This is a genomic window from Vibrio sp. 10N.239.311.G01 (genome assembly GCF_041465805.1).
GTDB classification, from domain to species: Bacteria; Pseudomonadota; Gammaproteobacteria; order Enterobacterales; family Vibrionaceae; genus Vibrio; species Vibrio crassostreae_C.
This window is the reverse complement of record NZ_JBFSRM010000007.1, coordinates 186276-206030: the sequence shown is the minus strand read 5'-3', so window position 1 is coordinate 206030 and position 19755 is coordinate 186276. Positions and strand designations below refer to the sequence as shown.

The 19755-nt window shown below is 44.4% G+C and carries 16 protein-coding genes; all 16 read right to left on the bottom strand.

Annotated elements, in window-relative coordinates; all coding sequences use genetic code 11:
• Positions 1–258: 258 nt before the first annotated feature.
• Complete coding sequence (locus AB6D06_RS08210) at positions 259–918, bottom strand: sugar transferase (protein WP_017063903.1); 660 nt, start codon at positions 916–918, stop codon at positions 259–261.
• Between the two features lie 9 nt (positions 919–927).
• Complete coding sequence (locus AB6D06_RS08205; protein ID WP_017059581.1) at positions 928–2115, bottom strand: glycosyltransferase family 2 protein; 1188 nt, start codon at positions 2113–2115, stop codon at positions 928–930.
• Positions 2112–3212 carry a glycosyltransferase gene (locus AB6D06_RS08200; protein WP_017070860.1) on the bottom strand — a complete coding sequence of 367 codons (1101 nt, stop codon included), beginning with the start codon at positions 3210–3212 and terminating at the stop codon, positions 2112–2114. Before AB6D06_RS08200 ends, AB6D06_RS08205 begins: the two co-directional genes overlap by 4 nt.
• A 430-nt stretch (positions 3213–3642) precedes the next feature.
• A complete protein-coding gene (locus AB6D06_RS08195) occupies positions 3643–5067 on the bottom strand; it encodes a Wzz/FepE/Etk N-terminal domain-containing protein (RefSeq protein ID WP_017063900.1) in 1425 nt (474 codons plus the stop codon).
• A complete protein-coding gene (locus AB6D06_RS08190; RefSeq protein ID WP_017068358.1) occupies positions 5064–6182 on the bottom strand; it encodes a glycosyltransferase in 1119 nt (372 codons plus the stop codon). Before AB6D06_RS08190 ends, AB6D06_RS08195 begins: the two co-directional genes overlap by 4 nt.
• Entirely contained in the window at positions 6175–6960 is a 786-nt protein-coding gene (locus AB6D06_RS08185) for a DapH/DapD/GlmU-related protein (protein ID WP_017063898.1), read from the bottom strand. Before AB6D06_RS08185 ends, AB6D06_RS08190 begins: the two co-directional genes overlap by 8 nt.
• Before the next feature lie 92 nt (positions 6961–7052).
• On the bottom strand, positions 7053–8429 hold the full coding sequence (locus AB6D06_RS08180; protein ID WP_102333320.1) for an O-antigen ligase family protein: 1377 nt from the start codon (positions 8427–8429) through the stop codon (positions 7053–7055).
• Between the two features lie 252 nt (positions 8430–8681).
• Entirely contained in the window at positions 8682–9788 is a 1107-nt protein-coding gene (locus AB6D06_RS08175; protein WP_102333321.1) for a glycosyltransferase family 4 protein, read from the bottom strand.
• A complete protein-coding gene (locus AB6D06_RS08170) occupies positions 9769–11280 on the bottom strand; it encodes a sigma-54 dependent transcriptional regulator (RefSeq protein WP_102333322.1) in 1512 nt (503 codons plus the stop codon). The genes AB6D06_RS08175 and AB6D06_RS08170 overlap by 20 nt, the downstream gene beginning before the upstream one ends.
• A gap of 223 nt (positions 11281–11503) precedes the next feature.
• The gene (locus tag AB6D06_RS08165; protein ID WP_102333323.1) at positions 11504–11908 is read right to left on the bottom strand and encodes an Hpt domain-containing protein; all 405 of its coding nucleotides are present in this window, start codon (positions 11906–11908) and stop codon (positions 11504–11506) included.
• Positions 11909–12302: 394 nt separating this feature from the next.
• Positions 12303–13535: a glycine betaine/L-proline ABC transporter ATP-binding protein gene (locus AB6D06_RS08160; protein WP_017059590.1), complete on the bottom strand. Its 1233-nt coding sequence runs from the start codon at positions 13533–13535 to the stop codon at positions 12303–12305.
• On the bottom strand, positions 13528–14427 hold the full coding sequence (locus tag AB6D06_RS08155; RefSeq protein ID WP_017059591.1) for a proline/glycine betaine ABC transporter permease: 900 nt from the start codon (positions 14425–14427) through the stop codon (positions 13528–13530). Before AB6D06_RS08155 ends, AB6D06_RS08160 begins: the two co-directional genes overlap by 8 nt.
• Before the next feature lie 147 nt (positions 14428–14574).
• A complete protein-coding gene (locus tag AB6D06_RS08150) occupies positions 14575–15567 on the bottom strand; it encodes an ABC transporter substrate-binding protein (RefSeq protein ID WP_017063893.1) in 993 nt (330 codons plus the stop codon).
• Positions 15568–16121: 554 nt separating this feature from the next.
• Complete coding sequence (locus AB6D06_RS08145; protein WP_017059593.1) at positions 16122–16811, bottom strand: tyrosine-protein kinase family protein; 690 nt, start codon at positions 16809–16811, stop codon at positions 16122–16124.
• A complete protein-coding gene (locus tag AB6D06_RS08140; protein ID WP_017067079.1) occupies positions 16811–18910 on the bottom strand; it encodes an SLBB domain-containing protein in 2100 nt (699 codons plus the stop codon). Before AB6D06_RS08140 ends, AB6D06_RS08145 begins: the two co-directional genes overlap by 1 nt.
• Positions 18907–19743 (bottom strand): OmpA family protein, encoded by an 837-nt coding sequence (locus tag AB6D06_RS08135; protein WP_017067078.1) that lies wholly within the window; start codon positions 19741–19743, stop codon positions 18907–18909. The genes AB6D06_RS08140 and AB6D06_RS08135 overlap by 4 nt, the downstream gene beginning before the upstream one ends.
• Between the last annotated feature and the right edge of the window lie 12 nt (positions 19744–19755).

The window sequence follows — 19755 nt, the reverse complement described above, 5'->3', positions numbered from 1 at the left end:
CTTAATTCTGAGCTCTCAGCTCTCAGCTCTTAATTTCTAATCCCTAACTCAAGCCACATCTGCGTTATACATTCATTGCCAATGTTTACGTCAATTGATAGGGAAGAAACCTTATTACACCATTCAACTGAGAACCGAGAGCAGCGAGTCTAGTTAACGTGGGCTAATTCGGCACTCTGTGTTTCATTAGCGACTCTCCAATCGCCCCCTAAGGCTTTATAGAAAACAGGCTTTGTATCCACATTAGACCATACTGGTTTAGCGACCTCGACCATCTACCATTACGATGATTGTTTTAGAGATGATGCTGAGATCAGCGGCAATCCAAGACTTAACCGAACATAGGCTTAGTGCATAACTGTGGTCAAAACCTACTTTACGACGTACATCATCAATACAGGTGTCGTAACCTTGATTTACTTGTGCAAGCCCTGTAATACCAGGCATTACACCGTATGTGCGGTCGGCAAAGTAAGGAATTTCGTTCTCTAGTTTGGTGTAAAAAGTAGGGCGTTCAGGGCGCGGGCCAATTAGAGACATTTCACCTTTCAGTACATTGATCAGTTGTGGCAGTTCATCAAGACGTGTCTTTCTCAAAAAGCGGCCAACAGGCGTGATTCGTGGGTCATTCGCGGTAGCCCAAACTGCACCAGAGCGAGTTTCTGCATCCTCGTACATGCTACGGAATTTCATGATCTCAAAGATTTCCATTTTCTCCGGTGTCGATTTACCAACGCGCAATTGACGGTAGAAAATAGGGCCACGAGAAGTGAGTGCAATCGCCATCGCAATCAACGGAAATACGGGCGCTAGCAAAATCAAAGCAATCAGTGAGCTTACAAAATCGAAAGTACGTTTAGCACGTGAGATTTTGTATTGGTATAGGTTTTGGGTAGATAGCTGTTCGATGTTCATCATAATAAGTCCTTAATGATTTGCTCGTGTCCAAGGTGAGTTTTCTAGTCCGATTAGGTAACGAATGCCACCAATGAAGTTGGCATAATGTCCAACTATCAAATAAGAGATTAATGAAATAGGTTTGTTTACTAGACGCTTTGGTAAGATGCAGCCAAGGACGCCAATGGTATAAACGGCAACTTGAGCCCATAACAGCGCTTCAAATACCAAGTAGTTGCTAAGTAAGATTGAGCACACTAAGCACACAATCATTAAATAGGGAGTGAGTAGGCGAAGCCCTTTTCCTGAAAAGAACGCAAACGCGATTCCTTTAAACTTCGGGCTGAACAAGGCAAATAATCGAATCGCTTGTTGCATGTTGCCCGCTGAAATACGAAGTCTTCTTTTGAAGTCTGTTTCTAGGTTCGATTCTTCTAGCTCTAATGCAACCATTTGGGTTTCGTATTCGGCGATGTAACCTTGTTTAACGATTTGCATCGGTAAGATGAAATCATCATTAATAGTGTTGAGTGGAAGCAGTTCAAACAGGTGTGTTCTAAACAAGTAGAAAGCGCCATGAGAACCCAAGCTAGAACCTAATGAAGCCTCTGACTCTTTAACGGCGGTTTGGTACTGCCAGTAGGTGTTTTCGCCTTCGTTGCCTGTTGGGCAAAGCTGGTACGTTGCGTTTACCACTCCAACCTTGTCACTTTCAAAGTGAGCGGCGGCAATAAGCAAGGCATCCAATGAAATAAGGGCAGATACATCACTCATCGCTGTAATGTCACTGGTTATACGTGTCACTTCTTCATTAACAACCGCGACTTTACCTCGGTTTACTTGATGGTCATGTATCTCAAAATAGACATCACTGCACATCGCTTCTTGTATGGTCATTTGTGCAATGGCGACTGTGTTATCAGTGCAACCATCGCAAGCGATAATGACTTCCAACTTCTTTTTTGGGTAATCGAGTGAAGCAAGGTTACGAATCTTGTCTGCGATCCACTGTTCTTCGTTAAATGCAGGAACAAGAACGGTGATGGTCGGCAACGTGCAATCTTGCTGTTCCTCTTTGTAGCAACGATGACTCTCTTCAACTTTGCGTGCGGGGTGGCTTTTCGCATACCAACGCAGTAACAAAGGGTAGGCTGCGTGATGATAGACAATCAACGCACCTGAAAACAAACAAAGTCCCGCAAGCAACCAATCAATCATGCGTAAGCTCCTTCTGATATATCGTTGTAAGACGAAACCATTTTGATGATGTCGAAGTTTTCGAGTACGTAGCGACGAGGTGACAAAAAGCGTTCATTTTGCTTTTCTAATAGCGCACTAGCTAACCCCACAATGCTGCCGCTTTTGACGAGGGCGCCGCTGACTGGACATAAGGTTTCATCGACGGCACCAACGTCCATTGCGACGGTTGGAATATTGCATGCTTGAGCTTCAAGTGTAGAAAGCGGCAGCCCTTCGTGGCGTGAAGGTAGGCAGAACGTATCCAACGCTCCGTAAAACGTGGTCATGTCTTCAACTAAGCCAAGAAAGATGACTCGGTCACTCAGATTCAAGCGGCTAGTCAGTTGCTCTAGTTGATTGCGTTTAGTACCGCCGCCAGCCAATGCGACAACCATGTTTGCAGGTAAAAGAGTCAGTGCTTTAATAAGTTGGTCTTGGCCTTTGACATGTTCTAGTCGACCTGCACAACCGATGATGTGTTTGTCTGTCGGCAGGTTTAGTTTTGCTCTCGCGTGTTCTTTCGACATTGGCTTAAACTTCTCACAATCAACGCCATTTTTGATGGTAATGATGTTCTCATAAGAAAAAGCAGTGCGTAGTTGGTTATAAACACGTGTCGCGTCGGCAACTAACGTTGGTTGAGCAGCTTTTAAAGCAAGCGCTTGTAATCGACGACGTTTGTTGTTGTTCAGATGCCAAGCGTCATGTTCGGTATGGATTCGAGTTGGAACCCCGGTTACGCGAGCGGCATAACCAGCGTATAACAGTGGGCCAATATGATGGGTATGAACCACATCAGGGCGAATCGCGTTGAAGGCTTTAATTAGCTTAATAATTATATTGAATTGTACGCCTGGTGCTTTATCCAAAAAGACGATTTGCTTTTTGTATGGCTCTAGCTTCGGCCAGTTGTTTATAGACTCTTGTTTAGTACCCTCTAAACTGACAATCAACACTTGGTCTGTTGGTTTAGCAAGGCGGAGCAAATCCAGAGTTAAGGTTTCTAATCCACCCGGTGCAAGGTGCTGAACAACGTGTATGATCTTTTTGCCATGCTTCGTTAAATGCGTATTCATAGTTTGGACCCTGCCTTTATAATTGTTGTTTCGCCTTTCTGACGTTTCTCTTGAAGTAACTTCTTTAAAACGTTTAACTACACAAGGAGATTGCAGGAGTTGTGCCAATTAAATAACCGTTATTTTTCAGTTGTTTAGATTATTTAATTCTAGGGCAGTTTTCATTTCTCAAAATGGGAATCAAAACAAAATACAATTGAATGGCAGTTTGAATCATAGGGCTTGGGTAAATCGAAAGTAGCATTAGAACTTGGGGCTCTAAATAAACAAAACGCCAACCGAGTGTTGGCGTTTTGCTCTAGGATGCACGAAGCTTGGAAACTAGAAAGCTAGAAAGCTAGGAAGCTAGAAAGCTAGGAAGCTAGGAAGCACGAAGCTAGGAAATTAGAAAGCTGTGAATCTAGCAAGTCAAAAATGGCTTTGAGGCTGACTAGCTCATTTTAGGGATCACCGTTATCACAGGGACACCCAAGATATCTTCGATTTCGTCTTTGCGTTTGATTGAAGAATCAAACAGTTCAAACAATACCGCTAAACCAATACCCAGTCCGATACCTGCAACGAATCCAGCCAGAATAAAAACAAAAGTCGGCATGTTAGATTTGACACTCGGTGTGAAAGGCAAATCGATAATCTTCACACGTTTGTTTTGCTCAAATACACCAAGCGAACCCGTTAGTTGAGCCATTTCATAACGCTCTGTCAGTTCATCATATAGTTGACGTTTGATTTCAACTTGACGTTTAAGGCGGTACATCTCTTTTGCATTTTCGCCGAAGTTATTGGCCTTGTGTTCTAATTCGAAAATCATAGTTCGAAGGCTTTTGGTCTCTTCAGTTAAAGACTCAAAGCGAGCACGAACCAGCTGTAGGCTGTGTAATTGAGTGACCAGAAGAGGTTGGGTATCAGAAAGTTTGTTCAGTGTCGTACTACTTGCGATGTCCCAAAGCTGGTCGCTGTTCATCGTTGGCTGGGTTACCTCGAGCAAACTCTTACGTTCATTCTCTAGTCTGTCTAGCTCACGCACTTTAGCTTGCACAGCACTGTGCTTGTCCGTGTATTTAGCTTGTAACAAGGTAAGGTCGCTACGAATGTCGATGATCTGGTCTTCTAATTTACCGATCACAGGGTTGGTTCTTGAAAGTTGTTGGTCGATTGACCCTAAACTTTTTTCGACACCCGATAACTCGGCCTCTTTTTCTGCCAATGTTTGTTTGAGTGAAGCTAAGCGATTCAAACTTTGGCTCTGTACCTCAGGCGTCGAATGAACATTCTCATTCATGTATGCAGCTAGCGCTTCTTCTGCTTCTGCAAGCTCTGCGCTACGTTTGTCGATATGGATTTTCAAGAAGTTACTTGAATCTTCAATCGATGAACGTTCCGGTGCAAGTAACTGTTCAATGAAATGTTCACTTACCGAGCGCAGCGTCGCTTCCATTCCATTTGGTGTGTTCGACGTTAGACTTATCTTTAGAAAATCTTTTCCAAGCTGAGTCACCGTTAGACGTTGAGACAGGTCAGTAATGATCTCTTGTTTCTCAATTTCAGGCATATCTGGCGTGGTTAATTGCAGTTCATCAGCGACCGAGTAAAGCACATGTCGACTGTGAAGCAGTGTTCTCAATGCGTTAAGTCGATCTTTGAGCATCGTCGAAACGGCAATGTCTTCCAAGAATGGATTCATCTTGGCCGTTTCTTGAATCAACATACTGGTATGCGCGTCATATTTAGTTGGAGCCAACTTGCTCACACCAAAGCCTACAAAGGGCAAAATAAGCATTGGCAGAACGATAACGTAGCGTTGGCGCCACATCGCATTGATGATGACTAATAACCGCAATTTCAGATTATTCATAATAGCTCCAACATCCAATGTACGAAGTTACCACGGTTCTGCCAGCTCTCTTGTTCGACGACAGAGATAGGTGAGTTGCTTAGCTCGCGTGCATGATCAAGCGCCCAAATCATTTGGTTGGCACTGCCAACCGTGGTTACGTGCCCTTGATATGGAACCAAAGCAGGGAACGGTGTTGTGATAATGGGTGTGCCCGCCGCAAGGTATTCCATTAGTTTGAGTGGGCTACACGCTCGGATCTGCTCGTTATCAACAAACGGCAACAAGCTCACATCCCAGTGTTGAGAATAGCTTGGTAGCGTGTGGTGTGGACGAGGGCCAAGGTAATGTACGTTACTCAACTTAGGCAGCATGAGCGTATCAAGCTCGTTTGGACCTATGAAAACAAAGTCCCATTCCGGCATCGCATTCGCAACATGATCAATCATTTCATAATCAAGCCACTTAGAAAGGCTGCCATAAAAACCAGCAATAGGGCGGTGGTTGCTTGGTAAATCTTTTGCTCTTGGTGCGGGTGTTGAAAATAGGTCTACGTCGACACCATGTGGTAGCAAGTGCGCTTTATGCTTTGGAAATTTATCCATCAATTTTTTGCTAGCCGCGAATATAAGCGTTGATTTTTCGATTAGCTCTGATTCGTGCTGTGCAACGGTGTCATGATCAACACCAGCCAGCGCGCTAAAATCATCACCGCAGTAATAGACCACAGATGACTCGCCTAAGTGTCCGCACAAATCAACAGCGGTCGGAAGAGAAGTCCATAGGATAGGCGCGTTAAGATTAAGCTCCGCAATAATCGGTTTTAGTTGGTGCAACATCATTTGCTGAGCCAACTTTCTAGAAAATTTAGAAGCAGGCGCAGGGATTGTCTTTAAGTTAACGATAGTAATGTTGTCGTGTCCCTCAGAGTCGAGCATGTTTTGAGTAACGGCTTTGGTTTTACCAAACAACTTGTTGAACGCTCGGCTGGCATCTTTAGCGGACAGCTTCGGTTGTCTTAAGCCAATAGAGTTGACCCATAAGACTTTGTGTTGCTTAGCAAGGTGACGAACTAAATGTTGAGTCGATGAAGGTAGGCCACCAAAGTCTTCACCAAATACGATTAAATCACGCATGGTCACCTCCATGAGTCTCTAACGAATCGAACATATCGGATTCTGTCACTTCAACGGGTTTAATGTGACCGACAACTCGAGCTGGGTTACCGCCTGCGATTGCAAAAGCCGGGATGTTCTTTGTTACTACGCTGCCTGCGGCTATTACGGCACCTTCGCCGATGGTTACGCCACCTTTAACCGTCACATTCGTGCCTAACCAAACATCGGGTTCAAGAATGATGTCACCGATTTGCTGAGGGTCGTCACCTTCACCTAGCGCTCGGCGTTTTGCATCAAGCGGGTGTCCAGAGTATCCAAATAGAAAAGCGCCGCCTGCGATTCGTACGTTGTCAGAGATAACCACTTTACCTCCAACAGCGATAGTCGACTGCCAACCAATGTCGACGTTATTGCCAATCGACAATAGTGGGTGTTCCAAGCCTTCAAGTTGTTGAGTACAACCAGAGAATGTCGTGTGGCCAGAGATACGGCAGTTGTCGCCAATCGTAATTTGCACCGGACCGCTGACGAAAGGCAGTCCACCATACAAATACAGGCGTTTGCCACATTGAGCCACACGACCTTTGAAAGCCGGAGTCCAGTAAAAGAATCGCGTAAAGCCAGAAACCAGATTCACCACTAGCTTGTGCGCTTGATATAGGCAGCGATTAAGTACTTGAGGGGTAGGTAGCTCTGCGCTTCTGATGTCTTTCAAAATGAAAAACACATTTCTAATTCGAGAATTAGGATGAAACTTAAGCCAATGTTTGAATTGATGTATAGATACTGACGTCATAATGAAAATCCTCTGTTTTGTTATATAGAAGTACTTTCATATACTGTGCCATTTAATAAATATAATATTTTCAATGAGTTAAAATATAGCTTTTAGGTTTTCTCATTTTGACAGGCAGTTTGAGATACGTTTGAGGCGCAAACTGTGAGTGCTGCGAGGATATAAATCGGCCAGTTGAAGCCTTGAGTCAAAAATGTCCCCGACACTATTGTTCCAATCAGACCTGCATAGATCGCATAGGCGACCGCATTAAGCTCGGGGGAGATTTCTGTGGTCGAGTTTTTTAATCTCGTTAGCGTAGAGCGAGAGGTTTTGATCAAAGAAACGATAAGGCAGACAAAAATGATCAGACCAATAAAGCCAGTCTCTGCTAACACACCAAACCAAGTACTGTGAACGGCGTGATTCAGTCCGTCCCAGTGCGAACTATAAAAGAAGTAGTTCGAGAAGAAGTTGTTCAACCCTACGCCAGTCAGTGGATTTTCAACTGCCATTTTTACTGCCGCTTCCCAAGCATAGATTCGCCCCATTGCAGATTCATCGATACCTTGTTCAGCTGCACCACCAGAAGACCTGTCTGAGATACCAGCAACTAAATAGAGCATCACGGCCGCGACAGTTCCCACTGAGATTAAGAGAACTTTAGAGCGCACTAGCTTCCACGCAAAAATACCAATCACCGCAATACAACCCAGTAATCCGCCACGGCTTTGAGTGGCAATAATGGCGGCGAGCAGTAACAGACAAACTAAGGCACTGATTAAACGTTTGGATCGTGAGATGCCAGTCGTGGTGGCTTGGCTTATTGTAAAGGCGAGTGGGAACATCAGTACCAGTGCTAGGTCGTTCGGGTCACCTAACATAGAGCCAAAATCGCGGCCAATAGTCACGCGTGAGCCCTCGACAAGCCCAATACCATTTACTGAGTTGTACACGGCAATAGAGCTGACTAAAGCGCCAGCGTAGATAATCGTCATCGCGGTTTTTGCGAGATTTTCCGTGGTGTTTACTAGCCAAGTAATCGCAAGCGTCATCACTATAATTTTCCAATAAACGCCCTTGAATTCTGCTAGTGCTATTGGCCTGTTGGACGCGAAGATAATACCAATGAAAACCAATACCCAAAATATGGCGAGCCAATTTAAACAAGGGTGCCAGAAGATTTTAAGTTCTTTACTGATTAATGCATGCCATAGAAGAGCCGACAGAGCGCCTAATGAAAGCATCAGCGGTATTTTTAGCGAATAGAGCTGAGGTATAGCTTCGTGAATTCGGAAAAATGAAAAGACAACGAACAATAGAACTAACCAGAATGTTTTGTTTAACACGAATAACCCGGCCAATGGCACAAGAGCGAGCGCCACAATGACAGCAGGGTGAGGCACAAAGTACCAAACAACACCAAGCCCAACACACAAGGTGCTGATCGTGATGATGACTGGCAATCTATTGGCTTCAGGGTTGACCATTGTGACCTCTATTGGCAAATAAACTCTTTAGGACTCGGCTCGTAATCTTTTTAAGACGTAGTTACGCCTGATGTTAAAGATTGCAAAGTGAGTGCCAGTTATGCATTTTGTTTAACTTACTGATTTAATGTTGGATTATTAAGTGAGGGCGTAGCCTTGAGGTGAGTTTTGTCATTTTGAGAATCAGTATAAAACTGACTAAAGTACTTAAATCATCAAGCCCAAATAACCAGTTATCGACTAAGGCTAGAATTAACGGTCGAGTTGATAGATTTCCAACAACTGCGGGACAACGGCTTGTGGAGAGTATTGGTTTTTCACGGTTTCTATCGCGTGACTCTTGAGAGAGTCACGTTGCTCGTTCGTCAATGACATCCACAAAGATAAAAACTGTTCTAGCTCAGCTTCTGAATTTGCAAGGTAGCCGTTAACTTGATGCTCGATGAGTTGAGGCAAGTTACCAACTGAGGTGGCGAGAACGGGAATGCCACGAATCATGGCTTCTAATGCCGCCATAGGTAAGCCTTCAAAGCGAGAAGGGATGATTAACAGATCGATTTGGCTCCAGACGTCGTCCATATTGGTCTGATGCCCATGAAAGGTCACATTATCAGGCTGCGATTTAACTAAGATGTCCATTTCTGGCCCGTCACCAAAAAGCTCAAACCGAACATCAGGAAACTGTTTGGCTAATGCAACAAATCGATCAGGCGCTTTTTCATGGCTCAATCGCCCCACAAAACCAACATGGAATGGGCTTGATGAAGGGGAGCTTGTTAACCCGGTTGGCATTTTAACAAAGTTATTCAATTGATGGGTTTGACTCGGCACTTTCGCTTTAATCTTTTCACTGACCACGAGCGACTGATCAGAAAGAAAACTGCTGTAACGGTCGAGCCAATCATAAAGCCATACTTTGCCTTTTGGGGTTTCACCTGCGTGATAAGTGGTGATTTGCTTTGTGTTGTTGAAACGAGGCGGAAGCTTGATTAACTTGCTGACCAAACTGGCTTTGTAACCATGAGCATGGATAAGCCTTGGTTGATAATGTTGAATTGCACGTTTCAGCTGTGTCGCGCTATTGCCATTTGAATCTACAGAACATGAGGCTAAATCGGAGAGGTAACTAAAAGGGATGTTCAGCGCATTCAACTTTTCAACGATGATCGCTTCAGGATTAAACTTAGTCAAAAGAACGATACGAACAGCCTCTGAATACTGAGCGCTTTCCGATATCAGGCCTTGTGCTAATTCTAAAACATGCGTTTCTATGCCTCCAAAAGTTTGGCTGTCGATCAACAGCCAAATCTCATGAAGGTTTATGTCGAGTACACCTTGGTTAGGCTTGATTGTACTCATCTTCCGATTCCCAAGCCTGTTTCTTACGATAAACAGTAGAAGGGCTAAGTTCTAGCAGCACAGCAGCGTTTAACACATTCCCATCGCAATGATTGATGGCATGTTGAATGGCTTCACGTTCTATTTGCCACATTGGACGAATAGCACCTTCGCTTGTGGTAAATGCAGGCGTCATCGGCTCATTGTGAGCTTGAGCAACTGACGATTGTTCCAACTCTTCCGGAGTAATCGGTGGCAACTTAGCTTCTGGTGCTTCAACAACTGCAGGTTGAGGCGCAGTTACTCGAACTGGTGTCACTGATTTAGATGATGGAGCGGCATCTACTTTATTAATCGGAGGCGGTAACATGTCTTTAGTCACGCTCGTTTCATTGTTCAACACCACGATGTTACGGATGATGTTTTGCAACTGACGCACATTGCCTGGCCACGCATAACGTTTAAGTAGATTCTGCGTTTCTTTGTCTATTGATTTGAACTTCTTCTTGTCTTGCTTCGCGTACAGCTTCAAGAAATGATTGCAAAGAGTGACAATGTCACTCCCTCGCTCGCGAAGCGGTGGCATCTCGATAGGCACAACGTGAACACGATAGTAAAGGTCTTCTCTAAAACGTCCTTCTTCTACTTCAACCAGTGGATCGCGGTTGGTCGCACAGATAATTCTGACATCCACTTTAATCTCGCGGTTGCCACCGAGTGGAGTAAACGTACCAGTTTGCAAAAATCTGAGGAGCTTCTTCTGCATCTCCAGTTCCATTTCACAAAGCTCATCGAGAAATAGGGTACCGCCATGCGCTTGCATTGCTGCACCTTTCCGGTCGGTTGTCGCACCGGTAAACGCACCTTTAACGTGACCGAAGATTTCACTCTCCATTAGGTCTCGAGGGATAGCGCCGCAGTTAATGGCCACGAAGGGTTTACCATTACGCTGACTCTCTTGGTGAATCGCTTCCGCACACACTTCTTTACCTGTACCACTTTCGCCGTTAATAAACACGCTGGCAGTGGTTGGTGCTACCGAATCAATGATCTTGTAAACCGCCTGCATGGGTAGGCAAGAGCCAATGAAATTATGAAAACGATCACGATCGAATTTGCTTTGCATGTTATCGACGAGGTTTTCGAGTTTCGCTCTTTTTAGATGCAAGCTAACAGAGGTCTTGAGTCGATCGGCTTGAATGGGTTTCTCTAAGAAGTCTTCTGCACCGCGTTGGATAAGGTCTACCGCGATGTTTACTGAACCATGCGCTGTCGCGATGATGACAGCGGTCGGTATTTCGTTAGCAGTAATCCAATCTAAGACTTCTTCGCCTGGCATGTCAGGAAGCTTAAGGTCGAGAATCACAAGCTGTGGAGAGTGCCTTTCAATGAAGGTCTTAGCTTCCGCGCCGGTTTCGACGTGGAAAATATCATAGGGCTCGTCTTTTACGTACTGCTTGTAGAGTACGGCGAGTGAGGTGGAGTCTTCAACTAACAATACCTTAGGGCGCATTGTGTATTCCTTTTGAAACTTTATCCTAACCAATCAATAACATAGTGATATGCAACCATCAATACGAGTCTTGTGTATTTGTTATCTACCACATACAATCTTTTAAGAAGCGGCCTGTATAACTTCTCGCATTGCTGTTCATGATGGAGCCCATCTTATGGCGACTATATTAATAACGACTGTTTTGAGTTTTTAATCTGATACCGATAATGAACATGCAAAGCTAGCTGAAGCCTGCCTCTTTCCTTTCAAGCAAGGCTTTTATTGAACGCTCTGCGAGCTCTATTAATTCATCAACTTGTCGAAATGCCGCATCATGACTCTGTTCTAAACATAGCTTTTCTAAAGCTCGAGCTAATTCACCCAAAGGGCGATTACCTAACGAAAGCGCTGTGCTGCCGAGAGTGTGGACCTCGAACTCAAGTGTTTGAGCGTCTTTCTGCGTGACTGCCTCTTTTATAGCGACCAAGCGTGTTTGTGATTCTTCGACATAATGGTCGATCAAGATAGGGATAATGTCCGCACTTGTATCGCGAATCATTTGCTCCAGAACGCTTTCATCGACAAGCTCGCTCACTTGTTGTGAGTTTAGATTTGTAGCTGCGTCTGACGCTAAAGTAGAATTCATCAAACTAAGTCCTTTTATTGAGCTTAATATCTGTTAATACTATTAAGTTTTAGTCATTTTCTAGAATAATTTCAACTGGTTGCCGTACAAATAGAGCATTTAATTGGCATCTCACTCATCTTGCTATTGGGTTTGTGACAAACCTAACGGACTGATTTTATTTTGTTTTCTCTTATGAAATATAAACTTAGGTGCCTATAAAGCCTAAGGTGCGGGTAGATCTCAGAAGAAAACGAGCCCGATACAAATAAAAAAGACCACTGCAGTGAAATAACAACAGTGGTCTTAGAGCGGTTTATGTAGTTTAGGCTAATCTAAATAGCAATAACTCAAATAACGATAACCCAAACAATGATAATTTAAACAGCCGTGCTTTAAATCACGAAAAGTAGGACTACGAAGCTTTATCAATTTTTGGCTTTGGGTCGGCTTCTACTTCTTCCTCGCTACTTTCTGAGAAGATATCAGCAACAGCGCTTCTCTCGAGTTCACCTTTTAGATTACCGTCTTCATCAACAACTGGAAGAGAGTAGTCACAAGACATAGTGTCCGGTAGCACTTCTTCAATCACCGCATCTGGTAAGATGGCAGGGACTTCTTCGTATATCTCATCACTAAAATCATGTACCGATGAATCTTCAACGGCGTCTTGTAGACTTTCTTGTGTGACTAGGCCTTGATAGCCGTCATCTGTTACGTGATAAGCGTAATCGTTTTTAAGCATCTTCATTTGTGCCAAAGCACCTTCAATTGTTTCTGATGTGATTCGATACAGAGGAGGCTGCATAACGGTTTCAACGGTCAGTGCACGAGCACGGTTTACGTCTTTCACGAACGCTTCCACGTAATCATCGGCTGGATTTAGCAGAATCTCATGTGGTGTGCCTTGTTGTACTAACTCGCCGTCTTTCAAAATTGCGATTCTATCGCCTAGGCGGAGTGCTTCGTCCAGATCATGTGTGATGAAAACAATCGTCTTATGAAGCTTCTCTTGAAGTTCAATAAGCTGGTCTTGCATTTCACTTCGAATCAAAGGGTCGAGTGCCGAAAAGGCTTCATCCATTAACAAGATTTCAGCGTTAGTACACAGAGCGCGCGAAAGGCCAACACGTTGTTGCTGACCACCTGAAAGTTGCGCAGGGTATTGCTTGCCGTAACCTTTCAAGCCCACGGTTTCTAACCATTCGTTGGCTTTTGCTAAACGGTCTTCTTTTTTGATGCCTTGTACTTCCAACCCGTACGCAACGTTTTCAACCACAGTGCGATGAGGCATTAAGCCAAAGCGTTGGAATACCATCGACATTTTATGACGACGGAACTCTTCTAGCTGTTTAGTGTTGAGGCTCATCACATCAATGCCTTCAACCATGATTTTACCTTGAGTCGGGTCAATCAAACGGTTGAAGTGGCGGATCAGCGTCGATTTACCCGAGCCAGAAAGCCCCATGATAACGAAGATTTCACCACGGTTAATCTCAAGGTTGATCTCTTTTAAACCAACGGTATGACCCGTATCCGCAAGAATCTGATCTTTGTGTTCGCCGTTTTGAACTCGGTTCATAACAGACATTGGTTTCGGTCCAAACACCTTGTACAGACCACTAATTTCAATCAATGGTTTAGTCATGCTTGAATCCTCCTAAATGCGCATTAGTTCTTCTTGCGTACGCCTGAGAAGCGCGGTCAAAAAGGATTGCGAGGGCAACGATGGCGAAACCATTCATCAAGCCTAATGTGAAGTACTGGTTAGTAATCGATTTGAGAACCGGTTGTCCTAGGCCTTTCACACCAATCATGGATGCGATAACAACCATAGACAGTGCCATCATGATGGTTTGGTTAATACCCGCCATGATCGTTGGCATTGCTAGAGGAAGTTGAACACCCCATAAGCGTTGCTTTTTGCTCGCACCGAAAGCGGTAGCGGCTTCAAGGACTTCTTTATCAACTAAGCGTATGCCTAGGTTAGTTAGACGAATTACAGGTGGGATCGCGTAGATAACCACGGCGATTAGCCCTGGAATCTTACCGATGCCCAGTAGCATTACCACTGGAATCAAATAAACGAACGCAGGCATGGTTTGCATGATATCGAGCATCGGCGTAACAATTGACTGAGCTCGATTTGAACGAGCCATCGCAATACCAATCGGAATGCCCAAGAATATTGAAACCAAGGTACATACAGTGATGATACTGAGCGTCCGCATGGTGTCTTCCCACATTCCAAAGTAACCAATGAGAAGTAGAGAAGCAACACAGCCTAGAGCCAGTTTCCAAGAACGGCTTGCTGCGTAGACAAGGCTGGTACACACAGCCAGGACTATAATCCAAGGTGTTGAGATAAGGAGTTTTTCAAACCAAACGAGGAATGAAAGAAGAGGGTCAAAGAGAGATTCAATCATTTCGCCGTATTCACGGGAAAATTCACGGTATGCGCCATCTAGCGTCTTTTTTATGGTTCGTAAATCACCGCGTTCCATCTCTGGAAAGCTTGATAACCAATTGCTGTCAGCCATTTTATATCCTTATAGTTCGGAGCCACTTGTCCATGCGATAAGAAAATCGCTAATGAAAAGGGCTCCGAATCATGAATAACATCAAGTATAGCGACGTTATTTCTGTTTTATTGTTGAAGCGTAATTACTTGTTATTAAATCAAGCTCTTACAGCTCTGCTTCAACTTTCTTAGCCACTTCTTCAGAAACCCATGGGTGCCATACTTCTGGGAATTCACTTAAGAAATGCAGACTCGCTTCTTCGCCATCAGCTTGGTTGTCTTCCATCCAAGCAAGTAGCGAGTTCATTTTGTCGTTCGTGAAACCACGTTTAGTAAAGTAGTCGTATGCTTCAGGAGCACGTGACGCAAAACTTTCAGTGGTAATCGTGTGAACAGGTGAAGGCGGGTACATGGTCGCTTTTGGCGATTCACAATCTTCTTTAGTGGTACAGTTAAGGAACTCTTCCTCATTAACGCCACTGCCAAAGTCGACTTTAACCATGTCGTATTTACCTAGCACAGCCGTCGGTGCCCAGTAGTAACCAAACCAAGCTTCTTCACGTTCATAAGCTTTTGCGATAGAGCCAGATAAGCCGGCACTCGAGCCTGGATCAACAATCGTGAAACCGCTGTTTTCTAGCTCAAGAGCATTAAACAGGTTTCCGGCGCTGATCTGACAGTTCCAGCCTGCAGGGCAGCTGTAGAATGCAGATGTATCTGGGTCTTCAGGGTGTTTGAATAAGCTTGCGTTTTTGCGTACGCCTTCGATGGTTGCCATTTCAGGGTACTGTTTTACTAGGTAAGCTGGAACCCAAAAGCCTTCTTCGCCGCCGTTCACAAGTGCTTTACCTGCGTAGCGAAGACGTTTTTCTTCAACACCTTTATCTAATGCGTCTTTTAAGCTGTTGCTCCAAAGTTCAGGTGCAACATCAGGCTGGCCTTTTTCGATCATAGACGTGCCTGTTGGCATAGTGTCGCCAGGGATAAGTTCAGCATCACACCCATAACCATGTTCAAGGATGAATTGGTCGATATTGGCGATCAGTGTTGCAGAGTTCCAGTTCATATCTGCGATTGTTACGCTGCCACATTCTCCAGCGTTAGCATTACCGCTGGCTGCTGCTACTAACAAAAATACGGAGCTTAACTTGTATTTCATATTGAGTTTCCTTTCTCTTTAATAATACAACTAAGGTAACCAAGGTAAATTGATTATCTAAATTGCTCGATGGTGATCCTTTCCGTGTATTTGAACCATTTGAGCAGAAGGAGGGATGGGTGAAGTTTGAATAGATAAACGTGCAAAGTCAGTGAAGTGTGATTTGCCAATTCATCCACTGTGTTTCAACAGCCATCGGATAACTTTGTCAAACTATTACAAATTCGTCAAAAACCACCTCTATTTATAATCTTAGGGAATAATCGTACGAATTCCATCTTTGATGCGATTTACATGGCACTTTAACCGTCTGTGTCACATTACCGCTAAAGTTAGGCGTGGGGCTGTTGATTTTTGAAGGAATTTAAAGGGGGTAAGACCATGATTGATGTGTGTGAAATGCGTTGAATGGTTTTTAAAATCTTATTTTTAAGAATAACTTCGCCAAAAATACCCAATTTGGTTTTGAGTTATTCAGAGCTTTTGGAGCTTGAAGTCTAATAGGATAGGTGGCTGTCATGGTTTAATGACAGCCAGAAAGTAGCAAAAGAAAGTTACATCGGAAGGTTCAAAAACTCATTTTGATACAGCTTGTTTGCCAAGCTATCGCGAAGCTTAGCGGGGATGAATTTCATTCGATTGATTTGTCTGACCATCTCTTGTGCAAAGCTAGGCTTTTGTTTCATGTTCATCACGCAGCCCATTAGGTTGATACTTTGTGCATCAAGCAGCTTTTTCGCTTGTTCTAGGTGGTGACTCGACGTTTCACCATAGGCGACAACCATCAATGTGCTGTCACAAGCACTCGCCACAGACTGAGCCGGAATGTTGCCTTTGTTTATGTTGAGAAGCGGTGAGGTATCAATGATGACTCTGTCGTATTTCTCTAACCATTTGTTGACCACGTTTTGTAACGTTGTCGGATCTTTATAAGCCAATTGCGTTGAAGCAACTTGTGGAGCAGGTACACCGATAAACGTACGCTGAGATTCAACATGTTCAATCAATTGACCTTGCTGATTATCTTCTAGCATATTCAAATCTTTGAAAGCAGGGTTGAATAAGTTGAGATCAACATAAAGTGTTGAATGACCCGCAAGAAGAAAACGCTCGGCTAATGCGGTTGCAATAGATGTTACGCCGTCACCTGAATGGCAGGCGGTGACGCATATTGATTTTTGGCCGTTAAGTTCAGAAGCTAAATACAGTTGCTCGACTTCGGCATGGGTCGCTGAAATTGTCATTATAAAGCTCCTATTAATACGATGGTGGTGGTGATACGCAGTATGTCATCAAGTCCGACGCGTGCTTTTTCAATAAAGCTTTCGCGACGGTCTGGGATGTAAATCGTGTCACCAGCGCGTAGCACCGGCAAGTTGTAAATGTTCGCCGTTTTGCTGAATTCAACAAGGTCAAAAGTACGAGCCTGACCTTGGCAGCAAGACATATTGACGATGGTAATTTTTTCTACATAAGCATTGTCGGTAGGTCCTGCTGCTTCTGCCAGAATATCTAGAATGGTCATGTTGTCGTTGAACACATAACGCCCCGGATTGTTAATCGCACCAAGCACACGAACGGTTTCTTCTTTCGGTGTATCTAACCAGTTTTTGCCTTTCTCTGGGATGTAAATCGTGTCGCCAGTGGTTACGTTTGGCAGTAACGATTCGTCACCGGTTTCGAAGTACAGTGATAAGTTAAGTTTGCTTACTTGCGAATAGGTTTTGTCACGATGCGTTACTCGAACGTTGTGGATGTCGGCATCCTTTGTTGGACCGTCAGCCGCAGACAAGATATCAAGGAAGTGCATGTCTTTGGTGAAGCGGTAACGACCGGGTGCATTCACTTGTCCAAAGATGTAGATCGAAGCATCAGAGCTTTGACGAACCCATTGTGATTTATTGTCTGAAGGATCTTGTGGCAAGTCGTGAACACGCACGATAGAGCCCGCTCGAATTTGTGGCATTTGGTCACGTGGCGCACCATTTCGAATAAAATCATCAAGGTTAAACACAACTAGCTTTCTACCAGTAACAACTTCGATTTTCGATGTGTCAGCGCGTAGCGTAGGGCCACCGACGTGTGCCAATAATCCCATGAAATTCATTTCATCTGACCATTCAATACGACCAGGTCGATTCACCTCACCAATCACGTTAACTGCTCTGTCTGGCGTGATTTTCAACCAAGACTTCTCGTTCATGTCGGTTTTCTCGGGAACGAAAATCGCGTCACCAGCTTTGATGCTAGGAGGGTTAGAGTTAGGTAAGCCTTCAGTGTAAGCCGCTAAATCGAATTTAAGCACTCTGCCATCTGCTTTGATAACACGGATTTGTCGTGACTCTGCAAATCGAGTTGGGCCGCCAGCATTCGCCAAGATATCCATAAAGGTCGCGTCTCTTTTGCCTTCAAAAGCACCAGGGGCTGCGACTTCGCCCATTACGTAAACCATGTTGGCGCCGGATTTGATCTCTTCTTCTTGCTTGGGAACGAAAATGGTCGCACCCGGGCGTAAAATTGGAAGCAGACTTTCGTCACCAGAATCTAAGTAACGTTTTAGGTTGAATAGCGTTGGGGTGTTGTTCGAAATCACTCGGATTTGCTCAACACTGGCATAACGAGTTACGCCGCCCGAACGCATAAGTACGTCGACAAGGTCGGTGTTCTCTTTGTAAGTGAACGAACCCGGCGCGTTCACCTCACCAAACACTTTGATGGAGTTACGAGAATCAGCACTGTCACCTGAGTTAGCAAGCTTTGCTGCGTCAAACTCTTGCTCGATGTTACCGACTAATGGAGAAGCTGGAACGAATAGTGAATCCAGTGATTGAAGAGTAGGTAATGCTGACTCGTCTCCTGAATCAAGGAATCGTTTGTAGTTAAACTCTTTCTTATCTGCGCCTCGCTTAAGAATCAGCTTATCCAGTTGCGCGCCCGGGCGTAAACCACCCGCAGCGTAAAGTGCCATTTGGATGCTAGAACCTAATGAGAGCGTGTATTCGCCAGGCTGTTCTACATAACCTTGCACGTAGATGATGATTTGCTGCTCTTTTACATACACTGAAGCGTTCGAAAGATCTTTGTAAGCGGTTGCCAGCGACTCTAGAACGACTTTGTTAAGCTGTTCGCTGTCGTAACCCGCAACAAACACAGCGCCTACTTCTGGAAGAGTAATACGGCCACGCTTATCCACTTGGAACCCCGTGTTTAAGGTACTTTCACCGGGTACGTTAACTTGGATTAGATCACCGACTTGAACCGCGTCTGAAAACTCATCGTTAGCATTGACGACATTCGCAAAGCATAACGATAGGGTGATGATAAAAGCGATCAAGGATTTCATAATCCACCTCCCATTTTCTCGGCATTCTTAGGCGAGACAATTTCAATACTTACTCGGCGGTTCGTTAAACGCGTGCCGTCGGATTCACCTTCAAAAAGAGGGACGGTTTCGCCAACAGAGACGGCTTTGATTCGTTGAGCGCCTAGTCCAAAAATAGTCAGGTAGCGTTCGACTTGTTTCGCTCGTCCAAGTGCTAACTTGTCGTTGTATTCTTCGGCACCCGTTGCATCAGCATGGCCGGTAACAACAAGGTCTAGGGATTTGTGTTCTTTAAGTAAAGTGGTCGCCTCGGCCAGTCTTCCCATATATTTAGGATTTACTTCAGTCGAGTTTTCCGCAAATTGGTTGTCAACATTAAGCAGGTCATACAACTGTTCAATAACCGACAGTTGCATTCTAAATTGATTTTCATTTTTTGGTGGCTCACAGCGGGCTTGTGAAGTTACGTAATCCAGTTGGACCTCAAGTTCATTTAGGCGTTTTCTTTGGATCACTAAGTCGTTGGCTGCATCCAGTAGTAGACCGCCTTGAAGTTCACGAGCAATACGGTTTTGCTTTTCGATTGCTTGAACAACAGCAGCGGGGAAACACCAACGAGCACCTTCTTGGATCAAAGCATCAAGGTGCAATTTAGCGAGCTGCCAATCAAAGCGTAATCCATGTTCTGGACCAAGAGGCTCGTCTGGCATGACAGGAGAGAAGTCTGAGTTTTGATAGTTAATAGAATCGTAACTTTCAGCCAAACCCCCTGTGCCTTGTTCAGGATAGCTAGTACAGCCACCCAGAACGAGAGCGGACAGAGAAAGGGCTATGTAGTTTTTCAGTATTTTCATGCCAACGTCCTA

Bases quoted from the DNA above. Each gene is read 5' to 3' on its own strand.
- AB6D06_RS08210 (WP_017063903.1), bottom strand. From the start codon at position 918: ATGATGAACATCGAACAGCTATCTACCCAAAACCTATACCAATACAAA.
- AB6D06_RS08160 (WP_017059590.1), bottom strand. From the start codon at position 13,535: ATGACTAAACCATTGATTGAAATTAGTGGTCTGTACAAGGTGTTTGGA.
- AB6D06_RS08180 (WP_102333320.1), bottom strand. From the start codon at position 8,429: ATGGTCAACCCTGAAGCCAATAGATTGCCAGTCATCATCACGATCAGC.
- AB6D06_RS08205 (WP_017059581.1), bottom strand. From the start codon at position 2,115: ATGATTGATTGGTTGCTTGCGGGACTTTGTTTGTTTTCAGGTGCGTTG.
- AB6D06_RS08175 (WP_102333321.1), bottom strand. From the start codon at position 9,788: ATGAGTACAATCAAGCCTAACCAAGGTGTACTCGACATAAACCTTCAT.
- AB6D06_RS08150 (WP_017063893.1), bottom strand. From the start codon at position 15,567: ATGAAATACAAGTTAAGCTCCGTATTTTTGTTAGTAGCAGCAGCCAGC.
- AB6D06_RS08185 (WP_017063898.1), bottom strand. From the start codon at position 6,960: ATGACGTCAGTATCTATACATCAATTCAAACATTGGCTTAAGTTTCAT.
- AB6D06_RS08165 (WP_102333323.1), bottom strand. From the start codon at position 11,908: ATGAATTCTACTTTAGCGTCAGACGCAGCTACAAATCTAAACTCACAA.
- AB6D06_RS08135 (WP_017067078.1), bottom strand. From the start codon at position 19,743: ATGAAAATACTGAAAAACTACATAGCCCTTTCTCTGTCCGCTCTCGTT.
- AB6D06_RS08140 (WP_017067079.1), bottom strand. From the start codon at position 18,910: ATGAAATCCTTGATCGCTTTTATCATCACCCTATCGTTATGCTTTGCG.
- AB6D06_RS08155 (WP_017059591.1), bottom strand. From the start codon at position 14,427: ATGGCTGACAGCAATTGGTTATCAAGCTTTCCAGAGATGGAACGCGGT.
- AB6D06_RS08195 (WP_017063900.1), bottom strand. From the start codon at position 5,067: ATGAATAATCTGAAATTGCGGTTATTAGTCATCATCAATGCGATGTGG.
- AB6D06_RS08170 (WP_102333322.1), bottom strand. From the start codon at position 11,280: ATGCGCCCTAAGGTATTGTTAGTTGAAGACTCCACCTCACTCGCCGTA.
- AB6D06_RS08190 (WP_017068358.1), bottom strand. From the start codon at position 6,182: ATGCGTGATTTAATCGTATTTGGTGAAGACTTTGGTGGCCTACCTTCA.
- AB6D06_RS08145 (WP_017059593.1), bottom strand. From the start codon at position 16,811: ATGACAATTTCAGCGACCCATGCCGAAGTCGAGCAACTGTATTTAGCT.
- AB6D06_RS08200 (WP_017070860.1), bottom strand. From the start codon at position 3,212: ATGAATACGCATTTAACGAAGCATGGCAAAAAGATCATACACGTTGTT.